General features: G+C 51.5%; 15 protein-coding genes. 9 read left to right on the top strand and 6 right to left on the bottom strand.

What is annotated here, in order from left to right; translation table 11 throughout:
- Nucleotides 1-43: 43 nt before the first annotated feature.
- The gene (uspA, locus tag QNN86_RS09820) at nt 44-481 is read right to left on the bottom strand and encodes a universal stress protein UspA (RefSeq protein ID WP_003023368.1); all 438 of its coding nucleotides are present in this window, start codon (nt 479-481) and stop codon (nt 44-46) included.
- Nucleotides 482-874: 393 nt separating this feature from the next.
- On the opposite strand from uspA, the gene uspB reads away from it, so the two are divergent.
- The gene (gene uspB / locus QNN86_RS09815; RefSeq protein ID WP_096759190.1) at nt 875-1210 is read left to right on the top strand and encodes a universal stress protein UspB; all 336 of its coding nucleotides are present in this window, start codon (nt 875-877) and stop codon (nt 1208-1210) included.
- Between the two features lie 64 nt (nt 1211-1274).
- Here the strand turns inward: uspB and pitA are convergent, their stop codons facing one another.
- Nucleotides 1275-2771: an inorganic phosphate transporter PitA gene (gene pitA, locus QNN86_RS09810; RefSeq protein WP_135323972.1), complete on the bottom strand. Its 1497-nt coding sequence runs from the start codon at nt 2769-2771 to the stop codon at nt 1275-1277.
- Between the two features lie 229 nt (nt 2772-3000).
- Here pitA and QNN86_RS09805 point away from each other — a divergent pair, with 229 nt between their 5' ends.
- Both QNN86_RS09805 and QNN86_RS09800 read left to right on the top strand, forming a co-directional pair.
- Nucleotides 3001-4197 carry an NAD(P)/FAD-dependent oxidoreductase gene (locus tag QNN86_RS09805; RefSeq protein WP_279277549.1) on the top strand — a complete coding sequence of 399 codons (1197 nt, stop codon included), beginning with the start codon at nt 3001-3003 and terminating at the stop codon, nt 4195-4197.
- 139 nt (nt 4198-4336) lie between these two features.
- Nucleotides 4337-5008 (top strand): FadR/GntR family transcriptional regulator, encoded by a 672-nt coding sequence (locus QNN86_RS09800; protein ID WP_181618350.1) that lies wholly within the window; start codon nt 4337-4339, stop codon nt 5006-5008.
- A gap of 10 nt (nt 5009-5018) precedes the next feature.
- Here QNN86_RS09800 and QNN86_RS09795 read toward each other — a convergent pair whose 3' ends face one another.
- From QNN86_RS09795 to QNN86_RS09780, 4 genes are all read right to left on the bottom strand, one after another.
- Nucleotides 5019-6491, bottom strand: a complete 1473-nt coding sequence (locus tag QNN86_RS09795; protein WP_181618351.1) for a fructuronate reductase — start codon at nt 6489-6491, stop codon at nt 5019-5021.
- Between the two features lie 94 nt (nt 6492-6585).
- Nucleotides 6586-7770: a mannonate dehydratase gene (uxuA, locus tag QNN86_RS09790; RefSeq protein WP_181618352.1), complete on the bottom strand. Its 1185-nt coding sequence runs from the start codon at nt 7768-7770 to the stop codon at nt 6586-6588.
- Between the two features lie 20 nt (nt 7771-7790).
- Nucleotides 7791-8816 (bottom strand): zinc-binding dehydrogenase, encoded by a 1026-nt coding sequence (locus tag QNN86_RS09785; protein WP_182270775.1) that lies wholly within the window; start codon nt 8814-8816, stop codon nt 7791-7793.
- A complete protein-coding gene (locus QNN86_RS09780; protein WP_182270887.1) occupies nt 8788-10077 on the bottom strand; it encodes an MFS transporter in 1290 nt (429 codons plus the stop codon). Before QNN86_RS09780 ends, QNN86_RS09785 begins: the two co-directional genes overlap by 29 nt.
- A 148-nt stretch (nt 10078-10225) precedes the next feature.
- Here QNN86_RS09780 and QNN86_RS09775 point away from each other — a divergent pair, with 148 nt between their 5' ends.
- The 6 genes from QNN86_RS09775 to QNN86_RS09750 all read left to right on the top strand — a co-directional run bounded on the left by QNN86_RS09775 (nt 10226) and on the right by QNN86_RS09750 (nt 17449).
- A complete protein-coding gene (locus QNN86_RS09775; RefSeq protein WP_181618355.1) occupies nt 10226-10480 on the top strand; it encodes a hypothetical protein in 255 nt (84 codons plus the stop codon).
- Nucleotides 10481-10628: 148 nt separating this feature from the next.
- Complete coding sequence (locus QNN86_RS09770) at nt 10629-12104, top strand: MFS transporter (RefSeq protein WP_181618356.1); 1476 nt, start codon at nt 10629-10631, stop codon at nt 12102-12104.
- Nucleotides 12101-13645 carry an FGGY family carbohydrate kinase gene (locus QNN86_RS09765; RefSeq protein WP_182270776.1) on the top strand — a complete coding sequence of 515 codons (1545 nt, stop codon included), beginning with the start codon at nt 12101-12103 and terminating at the stop codon, nt 13643-13645. The genes QNN86_RS09770 and QNN86_RS09765 overlap by 4 nt, the downstream gene beginning before the upstream one ends.
- The gene (locus QNN86_RS09760; RefSeq protein ID WP_414211013.1) at nt 13642-15321 is read left to right on the top strand and encodes an FAD-dependent oxidoreductase; all 1680 of its coding nucleotides are present in this window, start codon (nt 13642-13644) and stop codon (nt 15319-15321) included. The genes QNN86_RS09765 and QNN86_RS09760 overlap by 4 nt, the downstream gene beginning before the upstream one ends.
- Complete coding sequence (locus tag QNN86_RS09755) at nt 15318-16877, top strand: FAD-binding oxidoreductase (protein ID WP_414211012.1); 1560 nt, start codon at nt 15318-15320, stop codon at nt 16875-16877. Before QNN86_RS09760 ends, QNN86_RS09755 begins: the two co-directional genes overlap by 4 nt.
- Nucleotides 16874-17449 carry a glycerol-3-phosphate responsive antiterminator gene (locus tag QNN86_RS09750; RefSeq protein ID WP_181618360.1) on the top strand — a complete coding sequence of 192 codons (576 nt, stop codon included), beginning with the start codon at nt 16874-16876 and terminating at the stop codon, nt 17447-17449. The genes QNN86_RS09755 and QNN86_RS09750 overlap by 4 nt, the downstream gene beginning before the upstream one ends.
- Nucleotides 17450-17453 lie beyond the last annotated feature (4 nt).

Here is a 17453-nt window from a genome sequence, read left to right as displayed (position 1 = left end):
AAATGTTTGCAGCGGGGCGGGTTACACCCCGACGGCTAGCATTTTATGCTTCTTCGTCATCTCGCAGCGGAACAATCAACATGTCGACGTGAACGGTGTTGATCAGCTGGCGCGCAGAGGACATCAGCTTGCTCCAGAAATCCTGGTGATGGCCGCACACGACAAGATCCATGTCGTATTTTTTGATGGCATCAACCAGAACCTGGCCCAGATCGCCGCTACCGCTCAGGGTTTCGGTGATGGGGTAGCCTGCGTTGGTGGACAGCTCGGTTAACGCGTGGTGAGTTTCTTCAGAAATACGTTTCTGCATGTCGCCCAGATTTACGTCGATTAACCCGGTGTACAGGTCGGAATAGTTTACGTCAACGTGGATAAGGGAAACTTTTGCATTGTAAGGCCGCGCCATAGAGACCGCTTTTTCAACCAGAACTTTGCTTTCCGGAGAAAGATCAACCGCGATGAGAATGTGTTTATAAGCCATAGTGTTACTCCTTCCATAAGTTGTCGATGACTAGCCTTCTGGCGATCGTTTGCCGCCGCGTCATCCGCATCCTGCGGACCTTACGCGCGGGGCTAGCCCAGTCGTAAAGACGTACCCTATAGGGACTATCCTTACATTATAGCGACCGGGATAATCCGTCAATCCGCCTTGCTTGCCAAGTAGTTAAACAAATTTTTCAGTTAATTGTATTGATAGTGATTAACCTTCTGGCAAAAAAATTAACTAATCTCCTACACTATCTAGAGAGGCGCTCGGATGCGTGACACTAACACGAGCGGTTTCGGTAGCACTCTTCACTGCATAGTTTGGTAGGGTATCGGGGAGCGGTAGTCCCGGAGAGGAGCTCCGTGGGCGGGTCGCCGGGGAGGGGGTATGATAAGCACCATTGCGTTATTCTGGGCTTTGTGTGTCGTTTGCATTGTTAATATGGCGCGCTATTTCTCGTCGTTACGCGCACTGTTAGTGGTACTTCGTGGTTGCGATCCATTGCTTTACCAGTATGTTGATGGCGGAGGCTTTTTTACCTCGCATGGGCAACCCAACAAGCAGATGCGGCTGGTGTGGTATATCTACGCCCAGCGCTATCGCGATCATCATGATGATGAGTTTATTCGCCGCTGTGAGCGCGTGCGCGGTCAGTTCATTCTCACCAGTTCGTTATGTGGACTGGTATTAATCAGTATGGTTGCGCTGATTATCTGGCACTGAACCTGATGACAGTGTAAAAAAAAGCGGACCTGTTTGCAGGTCCGCTTTTTTATTGCCTATTCGCTTAGATTAGCTTCAGGGAGAGCCAGTACAGCCCCCCGGAAAGAATAATCGCCGCAGGCAGGGTGAAGACCCAGGCCATCAGAATGCTGGTCACTGTTTTACGCTGCAAGCCGCCACCGTCAACAACCATCGTCCCCGCAACGGAAGAGGAGAGTACGTGGGTGGTGGAAACCGGCATACCGGTATAACTTGCAAGACCGATAGAGACGGCGGCCGTCATCTGCGCCGACATACCCTGAGCATAGGTCATGCCTTTCTTACCGATTTTCTCACCGATAGTGGTTGCCACGCGACGCCAGCCAATCATCGTACCGCAGCCCAGAGCCAGCGCAACGGCCATGATGATCCACACCGGAGCGTACTCAATGGTGCTCAGCATGTCGGTTTTCAGTTTCTTCAACAGACGCTGATCGTCGTTACTTACGCCAGGCAGTTTCACGACCTTATCGGTGGTATCGGAAATGCACAGCATAATACGGCGCAGCTGACCGCGCTGATCGACGCTTAACTTGTCGTAGGTTTCCAGATTCGCCAGCATACCTTTCGCACGTTCCAGTGCGTTAATGGTGTTAGCCGGGTGACAATGGAACTCTGTCGGCGTTGCAGCACTGGCTTCCGGTGACGGAATCAGTTGGTCTACGCCGGTCGCCTGCTTGAGCAGATCAGGGCGTTGCTGGAAGAAGGTTTCGACATTGTTGATGGCATCGCGGGTACGCGTAATTTCGTAACCGGAAGCGTTCATATTGACCACGAAACCGGCAGGTGCTACGCCAATCAGTACCAGCATGACCAGACCAATGCCTTTCTGCCCGTCGTTTGCGCCATGAGAGAACGCTACGCCGATTGCGGAGAGGATCAGTGCGATACGCGTCCAGAATGGCGGCTTTTTCTTGCCGTCTTTCTTTTCACGCTCTGCTGGCGTCAGGTGAATACGGGCACGTTTTTTAGTACCGCTCCAGTAGCGACGCAGCAAAAAGATCAGGCCGCCTGCAACCACCAGACCGACAATCGGCGAGATGATAAGAGAGGCAAAAATACCCATCACTTTCGGGATGTTAAGTGCATCCACGACCGATGTGCCGTTCATCAATGCATTGGTTAAACCAATACCGATAATCGCGCCAATCAGCGTGTGGGAGCTGGATGCAGGCAAACCAAAGTACCAGGTACCCAGGTTCCAGATAATTGCCGCCAACAGCATAGAGAACACCATGGCAAGGCCATGTGATGAACCCATGTTGAGCAGCAGATCCGTTGGCAACATATGCACGATGGCATACGCTACGCTGAGACCGCCCAGCAAAACACCAAAGAAGTTAAACACCGCAGCCATGATCACCGCCAATTGCGAACGCATGGCACGGGTGTAGATCACGGTAGCGACGGCATTGGCTGTATCATGGAAGCCGTTAATTGCTTCGTAGAACAGAACAAAAGCCAAAGCAAGCAAGAGTAAAAGCCCGGTATGTAAATCCAGGCCAGCAAACAAATGTAGCATAGGACGTTACGCCATTTTGAGGACATGAACGCGGCGCATTATCAGTGACTTTGGCGGCGCGGGCAAAGTGAAATATAGAGTTTTTTTGATTTGTCTCCTGCTTTGTATGACACCACTAAAGAATTATCTTATAGAATTCAGATAAATACCTATTTTTGATGGTTTGGTGCTGGTGCGGCCACTGAGGAATCTTTACAATTCACGCCCGCTTTTTAGAGAGGATCGCAACGTGGAAAGGTTTGATACCGTTATTATAGGCGCTGGCGCAGCGGGTATGTTCTGTGCCGCGCAGGCAGGACAAGCTGGGAGTCGCGTACTGCTCATTGATAATGGTAAAAAGCCCGGTCGCAAGATCCTCATGTCCGGCGGAGGGCGCTGTAACTTTACCAATCTTTATGTCGAACCTGCGGCCTATTTGAGTCAAAACCCTCATTTCTGTAAGTCAGCACTGGCACGCTATACCCAATGGGACTTTATCGAACTGGTCGGCAAACACGGTATTGCCTGGCATGAAAAAACGCTCGGCCAGCTTTTTTGTGACGACTCCGCGCAGCAAATAGTCGATATGCTGGTCGCGGAATGCGAAAAAGGTAACGTTACGATGCGCTTACGTAGCGAAGTTCTGAGCGTCGCACGGGATGATGAGGGCTTTACGCTGGAGCTCAACGGCGCAACCGTTGGTGCGACGAAACTGGTGATTGCCAGCGGCGGGCTTTCTATGCCGGGTCTGGGTGCGACGCCATTTGGTTATAAAATTGCCGAACAGTTTGGCCTGAATGTGCTGCCAACGCGTGCGGGTCTGGTGCCTTTTACGCTGCATAAGCCGCTGCTTGACCAGCTTCAGGTGCTCTCCGGCGTGTCTGTTCCCTCTGTCATTACCGCCGAAGACGGCACCGTATTTCGTGAAAACCTGCTCTTTACGCACCGTGGGCTGTCAGGCCCGGCCGTTTTACAAATTTCCAGTTTTTGGCAGCCGGGCGAGTTTGTCAGCATTAATTTGTTGCCAGATGTGGATCTCGAAAACTTCCTCGATGAACAGCGCAGCGCGCACCCCAATCAGAGTCTGAAGAACACGCTGGCGATGCAATTACCGAAGCGACTGGTGGAGTGTTTGCAACAGTTGGGGCAAATCCCTGACGTGACGTTGAAGCAACTTAACGTACGCGATCAGCAAACGCTGGTGGAAACGCTGACCGAATGGCGCGTGCAGCCAAACGGCACGGAAGGTTATCGTACGGCAGAGGTGACGCTGGGCGGAGTAGACACCAACGAATTGTCTTCACGGACCATGGAAGCCCGCAAAGTACCGGGCCTTTATTTCATTGGCGAAGTGATGGACGTCACCGGCTGGCTGGGTGGTTATAACTTCCAGTGGGCATGGTCGAGCGCCTGGGCGTGTGCGCAGGATTTAGTGTCCGGGGATTGAAACAGCCAGCCTGTACACAATAAGAAAAATATCATAGTGATATGTGATACAACGAACGGACTCTGGCGTGCGTTTCTTAACTCCAGGAATGATATGATGGATCAGTTAAAAATTGCACAGATAAGGGAACGGGAGGCTCATGGTTATTCCTGAGGTGAAACAGGAGCGGCTCTATCAAAAGATAGCCAATCTCATCATTAAGCTTATCAACGATAACATCTTTCCTCCGGGAAGTTTCTTGCCGCCCGAACGTGAGCTGGCGAAGCAACTGGGTGTAAGCCGCGCATCGCTTAGAGAAGCGCTGATTGTGCTGGAGATTTCAGGATGGATCACCATCCAGTCCGGCAATGGCGTTATTGTTGCCGATAAAAAGCATTCCGCCAGCGATTATACCATTGAAGAAATACTCTACTCTCGTGAGCTGGTGGACAGTCACTGCGCGCGCCTTGCGGCAGAAGCCGGAAAAGATGAACTCATTAGCCAGCTTGACGCGCTGTATCTCAGCATGGAACAAGCCATTAGCGAAAATAATGTTCATGGCTTTTATTCCCTCGATAAGCAGTTCCATTTGACTGTATCAGAAGCTAGCCAGAACCGCGTACTGCTCGATATGTCGCGGATGTTGTGGGAACAGCGCGTTAACATCCCGTATGCCGGACTGGATAAACGTTCCGGCAATCGGGATGTATTGACCAGCATGAATACACAGCATAAAGCGATTGTGGATGCCATCCGCCAGGCTGACGCTGACGGAGCTTATCAGAGATCGCTGGAACATTTGGCGTATGTCAGACAGATAGTGGGTCTTTGATCGCCACGGTTTATTGATGCAGGCTGGCTACCGCTGCACGAGCCCCCATTTTGTGCAATTGCTGACTGGCAGCGGTAACGCGTTCGATAAAGTCAGCATTATCGCAAAGGTCCCGCCCAAAGATGGTGTCGATTGCCAGCAGCGCCTGAACACGTTCTTCAATGGATGGATAATGTTGATAAATAGCTTGATACTGCGCCGCCAGTGGATCGATAACCTCAATATGATTGCCTTTCTCATCCACGCCGCTGACGTAGCGCATCCAGCCCGCAACGCCCAGTGCCAGGTGGCGATAATCATTCCCTTGCGCCAGATGCTGCCGAATGGGGTCCAACAAGCGCTGCGGTAATTTCTGGCTGCCGTCCATCGCAATTTGCCAGGTCCGGTGCTTCAGCGACGGATTAGTAAACCGCGCGATCAATAATTCAGCATAACCCGCCAGGTCTGTACCTTCGGGCATCGACAGCGTCGGCGCCTGTTCATTGAGCATTAGTGCCAGTGCAGCGTTGCGGTACGCCGGATTGGTCATCGTATCGGCAATCGTTTCATAACCGCCCAGATAGCCAAGGTACGCCAGGAAAGAGTGACTGCCGTTGAGCATGCGCAACTTCATCATTTCAAAAGGCACCACATCAGCCACAAATTGTGCACCTACGCGATCCCAGTCCGGGCGTCCATTGACAAAGTTGTCTTCAATGACCCACTGGCGGAACGGCTCGCAGGCAATGGCACAGGGATCGTAAACGCCTAACTGGTCGGAGATTTGCGCTAACGTCTCTTCCGTTACCGCCGGAACAATGCGATCCACCATTGTGCACGGAAACGTCGCATGCGCGGTTATCCATTCGGCCAACTGCGGATCGCGTGCGTTTGCCAGCCGCAGGACAGCGGTTTTTGCGACGTGGCCATTTTCTCGCACGTTGTCGCAGGACAGCACGGTAAAAGCCTTCAATCCCTGTTGGCGGCGTAGTGCGAGGGCTTCGACGATATAACCTATTGCTGATTTGGGTGAATGCGGGTGAACAATGTCGTGCTGGATAAACGGGTGGTTCAGATCCAGCTCGCCGCTGGCGGCATCTGTGCAATAGCCTTTTTCAGTAATGGTCAGCGAAACGATGGCCGTTTCTGGACGTGCCATAGCGTGGATAATGGCATGACAACCGTCAAATTCAGGATGCAGCGCTTCATTCATCGAGCCAATGATTTTAAGTTCGGTGCCTTGCGCTCCGCGCTCGGCAACGGTGTACAACAGATCTTGTGCCTTCAGGTTGTGGATCAGTGTGGCATCGTTTCCGGGCATCAGGTTGACCTCACAGATACCCCAGTCGCTGTCACTGCTTTCCAGCAAATGATGTGTATAGAGCGCCTGATGGGCGCGGTGAAAGGCTCCGCAACCAAGATGCACGATGCGGGACACGAGGCGTGAACGATCCCAGCGTGGGCGTGGGGTGGAAATCTGGGCGGTGGTGAGATGCGTGTCCATGACAAACTCCTGTCATTGATGATTGTCGTTGATAAAGAGAGGGCCTGACTGAATGTGAGAAACCGCATGGCGGGAACACCATGCGGCAATGAGGCTACTGACTGAAGAAGGTGCGCTGGATAGCCAGCTCAACGCCGCGGACTTCAGCCAGGCCTTTAAGGCGACCAATAGCGGAATACCCTGGGTTGGTTTTCTTTTTCAGGTCATCAAGCATCTGATGGCCATGGTCTGGCCGCATGGGAATAGGCGAGGCGTTGCCTTCAGCTTTACGTCGCTGTTCTTCTTCGACTATCGCTTTCACCACGCTGTACATATCGACATCACCGGAAAGATGCGCAGCCTCATGGAAGGTTTTGGGATTCTCTTCGCGCTGTGTCGAACGTAGGTGCGTAAAGTATATCCGTGGGCCGAACTGGGCGATCATATCAACCAGATCGTTGTCTGCGCGTACGCCGTAAGACCCTGTGCACATTGTAAAACCATTGGCCATACTGTTTACGGTATCCACCATCCACTGCATATCTTCTACAGTGGAGACAATACGCGGCAGGCCAAGAATCGGGCGCGGTGGATCGTCCGGATGAACCGCCATACGTACACCCACCTCTTCCGCTACCGGGATAATGGCTTTCAGAAACACGGCGAAATTTTCCCGCAGGGCCGCTTTGTCGATATCTTTATAGGTGGCAAGGTGGCGACGGAATTGGTCCAGCGTATACCCCTCCTCGGCACCTGGCAGACCGGCAATGATATTTCGCGTCAGTCGAGCTTTATCCTCTTCGCTCATGGTGGTGAAACGTTCCTTCGCCTGAGCGACCTCTTCAGTAGTGTAATCCGCTTCAGCGCCTGGACGTTTGAGAATGTGTAACTCAAAGGCAGCAAACTCAATCTGGTCAAAACGCAGGGCTTTTGAGCCATCGGGTAACTGATATTCCAGGTCGGTACGGGTCCAGTCCAGAACCGGCATGAAGTTGTAGCACACGGTAAAGATGCCACACTGGGCGAGATTGCGCAGCGTCTGCTGGTAATTCTTGATCCACAGATAGTACTGGCCCGTGTGGGTCTTGATGTCTTCATGGATCGGCACGCTTTCCACGACCGACCAGACCAGCCCTGCTTTCTCCACGATCTCTTTGCGTTTGAGAATCTCTTCTACGGGCCAGACTTCACCGTTTGGAATATGGTGCAGCGCAGTGACGACTCCGGTTGCTCCGGCTTGACGAACATCGGCCAACGACACGGGGTCGTTCGGGCCATACCAACGCCAGGTTTGTTCCATCGCTGTATCTCCTGGAAAAATTAATGAAAGGTCGCATTGATCTTTAGATAGCGTTCCGGGTATTGATCGAGCTCCTTCACGGCGGCAGGTACGTCATCAATATTCACCACCTTGCTGACGACATCCGCAGGATTAATGTTCAGGGTGGCCAGCATCTGTAACGCCTCTTCGAATTCGCCTGCACTGGTACGCGATCCGCGCAGATCCAACTCTTTAAAGGTGATCAGGTTAGTGGGTAACGATGTTTCCTGTTTCGGCCAACCGGTAAAAGCAATACGACCCGCAAACGAAGCAAGATCCAGCGTTTCGCGAATTGCGCTGTTGGCACCAGATGCTTCGACCACAACCTGCGCCATCGTCCCCTGCGTAATATCTTTTATCGCTTCAACAACCGGGGTACTCGACGGATTGATGACGTAAGGTACGCCCAGCGATTTTGCGTACTCGAGTCGTTCGTCCACGATATCGATCAGAATAGGCATCGCACCGTAGCGCAATGCGCTCAGTGCCGCCATCAGACCTATCGCACCTGCGCCAATAATGGCGATATGCTCCCCGGCCGTGAGTTTTGCCCGATGCAAGGCATGCAGTGCGATAGTCAGTGGTTCTGCCAACGGTGCCATCTCTGAGGCGACGTTATCAGGAATTTTGTGAATCAAATGTGCGGGGTGAGCAACCACCTCCTGCATTGCGCCATCAATATGTACGCCAATCACGTTTAGATTTTCGCAGCAGTTTGTTCTGCCTACCGAACAGGGGTAACAGTGACCACAATAAATATAGGGGTCAACAATAACGCGGTCACCTTCTTTAATATTGGCTGGCATACCATTGCCTTGCTGAATAACAATACCAGTGACTTCGTGCCCAATAATACGTGGATACGTAACCAATGGATTTGTTCCACGGAATGCACCAATGTCGGAACCACATATTCCAGCAGCATCGACTTTAATCAGCACTTCATTATTTTTCTTTTCAGGATAATCCACCCAACGGGTTTCAATTTCACCAGGTTTATTGATGCAGATAGCTTTTACTTTCATTTGTTTTTAATCCTTTGTTTTTGACAAATACGAATACCAGACAGCTGGAAACAATGGCAATAGCACCAGCCAGATAGAATGCGTAATCATATTTACCGCTGAACTGAACAATGAATCCGGTAACCAATGGGCCAATAATTCCGGAGATGTTTGCCAGTCCATGCATGGCCCCGCCGACGCTACCGACTTTATCTTTGTGCACGACGTCCTGAATAACTGCCCAATAAATTGGCCCGGTTAAATACAGCAGGAATAACGAGACTGACATCAATCCGACGGCACTGCCGATGGTGGTAACCGTACCGGAAACCGCCACACAGATTGCCGCTCCAGCCAGGCACACGCCGAGAATAAGGCGACGAGAAAGCAGGGCATTACCCGTGACGCGATAGATAAAGTCAGAGCATACGCCGCCCAAAACCATACCGATGGCACCAATCACCCAAGGGATCACGGTTGCAATACTAATTTCTTTAATATCAAGGTGTAGAGAGTGGTTTAAATAGCTTGGGAACCAGGTCAGGAAGAAAAAGAGTATGTAGTTATAGCTGAAGAACGCCAGCGTCGTTGCCCACACCATCGGCTGCTTCATGTAGTAGCCAAGAGAAGGCGTTGCTTTACCATCGCCCACTAAGAGGATGTCGTCATGGTTTTCAAAATCGACACGTTCTTCCGGGGCAAGATGTTTACTTTTTGAGGGTTTATCACTGGCAATGAAGTACCAGAGTAATACCCAGACTAAACCAAACAGGAAGATAATCCCGAATGCCGGACGCCAGCCTAATGAAAGAGCCAACAGGCCAACCACCGGACCGGAAATTGCGCCACCTAACGGCGAACCTGCGCTGAAAATACCAATTGCAGTCGCCGATTCTTTACGCGAAATCCAGTTGTTGATAATTTTATTACCCGCAGAACTGACCGGCCCTTCAGCCATGCCGAATAAGACGCGTACGGCAAGCATTGACCATAATCCGGTGACAAGGCTGGTCATCCCACAAAATATGGACCAAAGTAGTGCGGCGACCAAAAATACGGTCTTGGGACCAAACCGGTCACTGGCCCAGCCACCGATAAAGTTAAATAGTGCATAACCCACAAAGAATGCACTGAATATCATACCCATCTCGGCAGCATTAAACCCTAATTCCTTTTCGATGAGTGGGGCGGTGATCGACAATGCTGAACGATCCATATAGTTAAGCATGTAAACTATAAAAAGAAGAAAAACGATAAGCCATCCCATTGTTTTTCTTTTCATCATATATCCTCTTATTGTGGTCTAGCGGCCTGACCACAATATTTAAAACTTATTTTAAGATCACCATTCTTTTGATGCGAATGTGATCGACATAACGAAAAATTAGCATTTTAAATAATCAAGATTAAATGTGGGTGGCTCTATCTAGATGAATTTTAATGTTTTTATTGTTGGCTGTGAAATTTATGCTAAAAATGGACTGCGTATTCAACCCCTATTTGGGGCAGATATTGCAATGGGAGTTCGGCGTACGTCCAGCGCAAATCAGCCAGCAGCGCAGCGGCTACGTACAGCCACAGCGATGCTCCCTTCTGCTGGAAACGGCAAAATGGCTCATGACGGTTTATCTTGCAATGAATTGTTAACAATTGCGCTACATGTCACAAAATCGAAATCAGCCTGAAAAGTCACTTTGACACATTTTTGGTTACCTTCTAAAGTGGAAAAATACAGATTTTAGATAAGAGACTATCTGTGAAATTAAGATGGTCTCTTATTGCGTTTTGTTAGCTAATGGCGGCCTTCTTCCTAATATAATGAAGGGGAAAGCCATGTCCGCATGCTCATTCTCAAATTCGATAAAAATTCGCGGTGTTGATGATGTTATTCACTGCATTGATGCCCAAGAAAAGATAAGTGGCCGAGCTGGTATTATTTGGTGGTTGGCATTAGGTGGTCTTTTTCTTGATGCTTTCTCAAATTCAGCACTGAGTGCTGGATTAAATCCAATGACTCGCAATTTAAATCTCAGTGCGACTGAAGTTGCATTGCTTACCTCATTTTCATCATGGGTTGCCATCCTGTTTAATCCCATTGGCGGCTGGATTGCCGATCGCTGGGGTCGTGTGCCACCGCTGATTATTGCCAAAATAATGGCGGTGATTGGCGCTCTGTTGGTGATGTCATCCCCCAGTTTCAGCATGATAATCGTGGGCCGCTTTTTTGTTGGCGTCTCGTACGGTATGGATTTTGCTGTGGCCATGGCTATGCTGGCGGAGTTTACGCCAGCGAAGCTCAAAAGCCGCTTAAATACCTGGCAAGGGGTCTGGTATGTCGCAGTTTGTTTAAATCTTGCACTGGCACTTATGTTTTATTCCTGGGGAGTCGGTGATGCTATCTGGCGTTATTCTATTGCCGTGACAGCATTATGTGGATTAATTGTGTTGTTTTTCCAGTTCCGTTATCTAGTCGAAAGTCCCGTATGGTTAGCGAGAAAGTCCCGACTCTCTGAAGCTGTTATAGCAATGAATAAAGTATACGGTGACAATTTCGCGTTAGCACCAAAAGCAGAACTGAAACCCGTAATTGGTCAGGCTGAAAAGGGTGCGAAAAATGTGCTGTTAATATTTCGTGGCGTCTATTTACCACGTACTATTCTGGCTTCTACCGTCCAAATTTGCCAGTCAATACAATATTTTGGTGTTGGCTGGTATTTACCGGTTATTAGTGCCGCGATGTTTGGCAAAAATTTTGTATACGCAACATTATGCTCACTATTTTTTAACGTTTTTGGCATCGTTGGCGGCTTTTTATCGCCCGCTATCGGTCGTCGCCTGGGGTTACGCCGTTCGTCGGCGATCGGTTTTGCCGTTGCCTTTCTTGTACTACTGACGTTAGGGCTGTTCAGTGACCGTATGCCTCTATGGGCCTCTTTGCTGGTGCCTGCGTTGTTTATCCTTTGCCACTCTGGTGGGCCCGGCGCAAATGGAAAAAGCCTTTCTTCACTCTCTTTTCGTAGTGAGTTGCGGGCTGGGGCAAACGGCGTGGTAGGTGCGCTGGGTGCAATAGGCGCGGCGCTTGGGCTGTTTATTTTCCCGGTCTTTCGTGATTTGTACGGCCTGCAAACGACCTTTCTGATCATGTCTGCCGTCCCACTGTTCGCAAGTATCGTCTGTTTTGTGATTCAGTGGGATCCCACGCGTACCTCCATTCAGCCGGATAACGAACCTGGTGCGCCGCAGTTTGAATCACCTCAAACATCCTATCCAGAAGCAATGGCACCGGAATCAAATAGGGGTACGAAATGATCGAATACAAAGATGTCATTCTGGCCATTGATGAAGGTACATCCGGTACACGTGCGGCGGTCGTTGCGCAAAATAGCCAGGTTCACTGTCTTGAGTACCAACCGCTTCAGGTCAGTAGCCTACGCCATGGTGTGGTTGAACAAGATGCTGATGAGATCTTGCAAGCGACCATTACGGTTTGCCGTAAAACAATTGAACAGGCACAACGTAACAATATGCGCATTGTCGCGCTAGCGATTGCCACCCAACGTTCAACGGCCGTTTTATGGGATGCGCAAACGGGCAAAGCATTAACTCCTGCGATGGTCTGGCAGGATGCGCGTTTCACGGATGAACTGGCCCAGCTAGCCCCTGAGTGGGATGCAAAACTGCTGCCGCTGATTGGGCGACCGGTTGGAATACGCTCTCCTTATCTTTGGGCCTCACATCATCTTGCCAATACGCCTGCGGTGGCGAAGGCGCATCAAGCCGGAACGTTGGTCTTTGGTACTGTTGATAGCTGGCTGCTTTGGCATCTGGCGGAACAAAAAAAATGTATCACCACTCCCACTAATGCCACCTCAGCAGGCGCGTATTGTCTCAACGAGCATCAGTATCATTTGCAATGGCTGCAGGCCCTGAATTTCCCTAAGTCGTTGCTGCCAAAATTGCACGATGATGCAGATGATTTTGGTTCAACGAGCAAAAAAATACTTGGGATTAACGTTCCAATCCTTGCCTGCGCAGGGGATCAGTTTGCCGGGGCGATTGGTCTTGGCTGCACAGAACCCGGGCAGGCATTTTGTTTGCATGGTACCGGCAGTTTTGTGGATTTGATCATGGGACCGACGGTTCCCCCGTTGAATAAGAGCTGCGAAAGTACGCTCACTATGACGGCGCGCCGTCAAAAAGGGCTTTCACATTTTTCCGTTGAAACGTTTGTACCCACAACCGGTTCGGCATTGAATTGGGTATGCGAGAAACTTCACTGGTTTGATTCACCCGAGCAAATCAGCGAGCTGGCCTCACAGGTAACCGATTCTGGTGGTGTAAGTTTTATCCCTGCATTGACCGGGTTACGTGTCCCACATCTTCAGCCCCACGCACGTGCCTCTCTTAACGGTATTTCAATCTCGACCACGCGCTCGCAGGTGGCCTACGCCATTCTGGAGGGCATTGCGCATTCAGTAGCAGCCTGTATTCGTGCGAATGAAGCTGCAACGGGGATATCGGCGAAAGAGTTAGTGGTCGGGGGAGGGTTATCAAATAGCGATACGTTATTGCAAATCCAGGCCGATCTAAGCGGTATTCCCGTGCGGCGAATGGCCGAAACGGCGCGGGCCAGCTTACGTGGCGTTGCGTTTTTGGCCGGTGCCAATGGGCTGCTGTGGGACTCGCTGTCGGATGCCTGCGCCATGCTAAAAACCGCGCGGTTGTTTGAGCCGAAAATCAGTCATGACCTTCGCGAACAAAAAATTAACCGCTGGGCGATGCGTATTGCACTCGAAATGGAAGCCGCCGACAGCCTCACCTCAGCTAATCAGGAGCACACTTACTCATGAAGTTTTTCCCTTCGCGAAAGCCCAACAAAACCTGCAGTGAGATGTATGGTGCAGAGCCATTACGTCTCCAGCGTGCTGAACAACTGGATCGACTGGAAAGCGACACCTACGACATGCTGATTGTCGGTGGTGGCGTAACCGGAGCCTATGCGGCGTTGGATGCCAGCCTGCGTGGCTACCGGGTGGCGCTGATTGAGAAAAGTGACTTTGCCTCAGGCACCTCATCAAAGTCATCGAAAATGGTACACGGCGGTCTGCGCTATATCGAACAAGGAAATCTGGGACTGGTGCGTCACTCTTTGCTCGAACGCCAGCGCATGCGGAGAAATGCCCGTCATCTGGTGCAACGGCTCCCATTTTTATTCCCAGTGCTCGACAAAAATGGGGTTTTCGACAAGCGGATGTCCGCGGCATTTGAAAGCCTGCTCTGGACCTACGACCTCGCGGGGGGATGGCGGGAAGGTATTCTTCACCAAAAATTGACCCCTGCGGAAGTGTTGTCGCATTGTCCGACGCTCAAAGAAGATCAGCTATCCGGTGGCTTTATGTATTTCGACGCCCGTGTTGACGATGCCCGACTCACGTTGGCATTGGTGCGTACGGCAGCGTTTCACGGTGCGGTGGTGACCAACCATGCGGAGGTCATCGAAACCACGCGCAATCAGCACGGCAAAGTGAACGGGGCCATCGTCTATGCCGATGGCCGAGAAATTCAGGTTAACGCGCGGGTGGTCATCATGGCGACGGGCGTCTGGCTGCGTGACTGGAATGGGCTGAAAAAAGGCGACGCATCGCCGCTGAATATCCGTCCCGCCAAAGGGGTACATGTTGCTATTCCATGGATGAAGATCCGCAACGATTGCACGGTGACTATCCCGGTCGCCGGACGCAGTCGCCGTGCGACGATCACCCGTTGGGGTAACGTTTCCTATCTTGGCACCACGGATGAAGATTATCAGGGTGATCTGAATGATGTTCACTGTAATCGCGCTGAACTGGACTTTCTGCTGGAAGGCGCGAACTCGGCGTTGAAGACCGATCTCCGCCCGGAAGATGTGGTGGGCAGTATCGCTGGCTGCCGTCCCCTTGTGGGTACGGCGGGAGGCAAGACCGTTGAGATGAAGCGCAATCATGAAATCACGATTGCGCCGGATGGCCTGATTACGATTGTCGGCGGCAAACTGACGACGTCACGCCATATGGCGGAGGAGACCATCGATGCCGCCAGCAAAATACTCGGTCGTAAAAGGGCCTGCTCAACCAAAACGGCCTGGTTGCTGGGGGCGGCGGGCTATGACCCGCAAGCCATTCTGGCATCGGGCGGTTTGTCTGCGCACCTGGGGGAGCGCTACGGCACTGAAGCGCATTTTGTCAGTGACCTTATCCAGTCCAATCCCTTACTGGCGAAGCCCATTGTGGAAGGGCTTCCCTACACCGAAGCCGAGGTGGTGTACGCCGTTCGCCATGAACTCGCTAGCACCATTGATGATGTGTTATCGCGCCGAATTCGTGCCCGCCTGATGGCACGCGATGCGTCAGCGAATGCTGCGGAACGCGTGGGGAATATTCTGCAACAAGAACTCAAGCTCCAGCCTGAACAGGTGGCCCGGCAGATAGCCAGCTATCAGGCGGCAATTAAACATGAAAAATCAACATTGATGGGGACAGCCGAATGATCAGTAAAGACGCGATTAAACGTGGTTACAACCGTGGCAATTATACCGTAGGTGCACATACGCGCCCCACGTGGGCAACGGATGTTAAGTGTAGTGGTGGTGCAAAAGGGATGCAGATTGATCCCGTAGAATTGAATGAAGCGACATTTGACCGACTGCGGGTTATTGCCGATGAGGTACTGACGTCGGAATCAGAAGTGATTACCTGGACCCGCGACTGGTGGGCTGGATCTATGATTGCGGAAACCCAGGGTACCCCTGCTACATCAAAAGGGGTGATTGTGCGTGTTTCCACGGTGGAACAAATTCAGGATGTGATGCGTCTGGCGAATAAATTGGCCATTCCGGTAACTGTCTCAGCTGGGCGCAGCAATGTCACCGGGGCTGCGTTACCGTTGCGTGGAGGCATTGTGCTGGATGTTTGTAATCTTAATAAACTCATCGACTTCGACCCACAAAGTCAGATTGTAGAAGTTGAAGCCGGTATGTTCGGCGACATTTTTGAACAAACCATCCAAAAAGAGTACGGCATGACCATGGGACACTGGCCGTCATCTTTTGGCATCAGTACCGTCGGCGGTTGGGTGGCCTGTCGTGGTGCCGGGCAGTTGTCGACCCGCTACGGAAAAATTGAAGATATGGTTTTTGGAATGGATGTCGTGCTTGCCGATGGCCGCTTAATCACCGTAGGTGGCTATGCGCGTAGCGCAACGGGGCCAGACTTACAGCAGATGTTTATCGGCTCAGAAGGCACATTGGGGGTGATTGTCCGTGTGCGTCTGAAACTGCATCGTTTACCTGACTATGGGCGTGCTATCGCCTGGGGATTCTCCAGCTTCGCCAGTGGGCTGGAGGTATGCCGTGAAATTTTACAGCATGGCGCGAACCCCGCAGCGTTGCGCCTGTACGATAACCTGGAAAGCGGCGTGCAGTTTGGTTTACCAGATACCAATGTCCTGTTGATTGCGGATGAGGGGGAGCCTGAGATTGTCGATGCGGTGCTGGCTATCAGCGAACGTGTGTGCCAACGCAGCGGACAACAACTCGACGGCGAGGCAATTTTTGAACGCTGGCTGGACACCCGCTATCTGACGGGCAAGAGTGCAGAAGGCTTTAAAAAAAGCCCCGGCCTGGTGGCGGATACGCTTGAAATGATAGGACGCTGGCGCGATCTCAGCGCGGTATATGATGATGTGGTGACTGCGATTAACGATGTGCCGGGAACGCTGGCTGGTTCTGCGCATCAGTCCCACGCCTACATCGACGGCGCATGCCTTTATTTCTCGCTGCGTGGCGATGTGGCGATTGATCAACGAGCGGCCTGGTATCGTGCGGCCTGGGACGCGGCGAATGCTGTGTTGATTAAACACAATACTTCTCTGAGCCACCATCATGGTGTCGGCCTCCTTCGTTCGCCCTATATGCAGGCTTCTTTAGGCGAATCGCTGTCGGTACTGGCGGATATCAAGCACGCGCTGGATCCGCAGAATATCCTTAACCCAGGCAAACTGGGGTTAAGCGCCGATCTTCCTTCATATCAGGCAGGTCAACAATGATCAAAAATCTTGGCGTGCTCCTGGCACGCCAGCCCGTCATCATGGCGATTTACGGTATTGAACAGTTGAAAACCGCTCTGTCCAGCAAGGCGGAAGTCTGCATTATTGCCAATATTGACTTGATTAAGCTTCATCCGGTGATCGAACTCCTGTCGAAGGCGGGGAAGTACGTCATTGTGAATATCGACAGCTGTAATGGGCTATCCCAGGATAAGGGCGGCATTGATTATGTGGCCGAAACGGGAGCAATGGGACTGCTCTCGACGCGTTTACAAACCGTGCAACGCGCGAAAAAGTGTGGACTGGTGACGATGCAGAAAATTTTTGTCACCGATCGCTCCACCTGGTTACGTAGCCTGAAAGCCGTGGAGCAAAGCGAACCCGATTACGTGCAACTGATGCCCGCGCAGATGCTGCCGCTACTCTCACAGGCTGACCGAAATGTGTTACCGCCGATAGTGGCGTCAGGATTTGTCTGTAACGAGGAACACGCACAAACGGCGCTGCGACACGGTGCCATAGCCGTGTCGAGCAGCGACAGCGCATTATGGGATGTCGATCTTCACCGTTAGAACA

Source organism: Citrobacter sp. C348 (genome assembly GCF_047467975.1).
Taxonomy (GTDB): Bacteria; Pseudomonadota; Gammaproteobacteria; order Enterobacterales; family Enterobacteriaceae; genus Citrobacter; species Citrobacter gillenii.
Note: the sequence above shows the minus strand (reverse complement) of the source record. Positions and strands in the feature narration are given on the sequence as shown.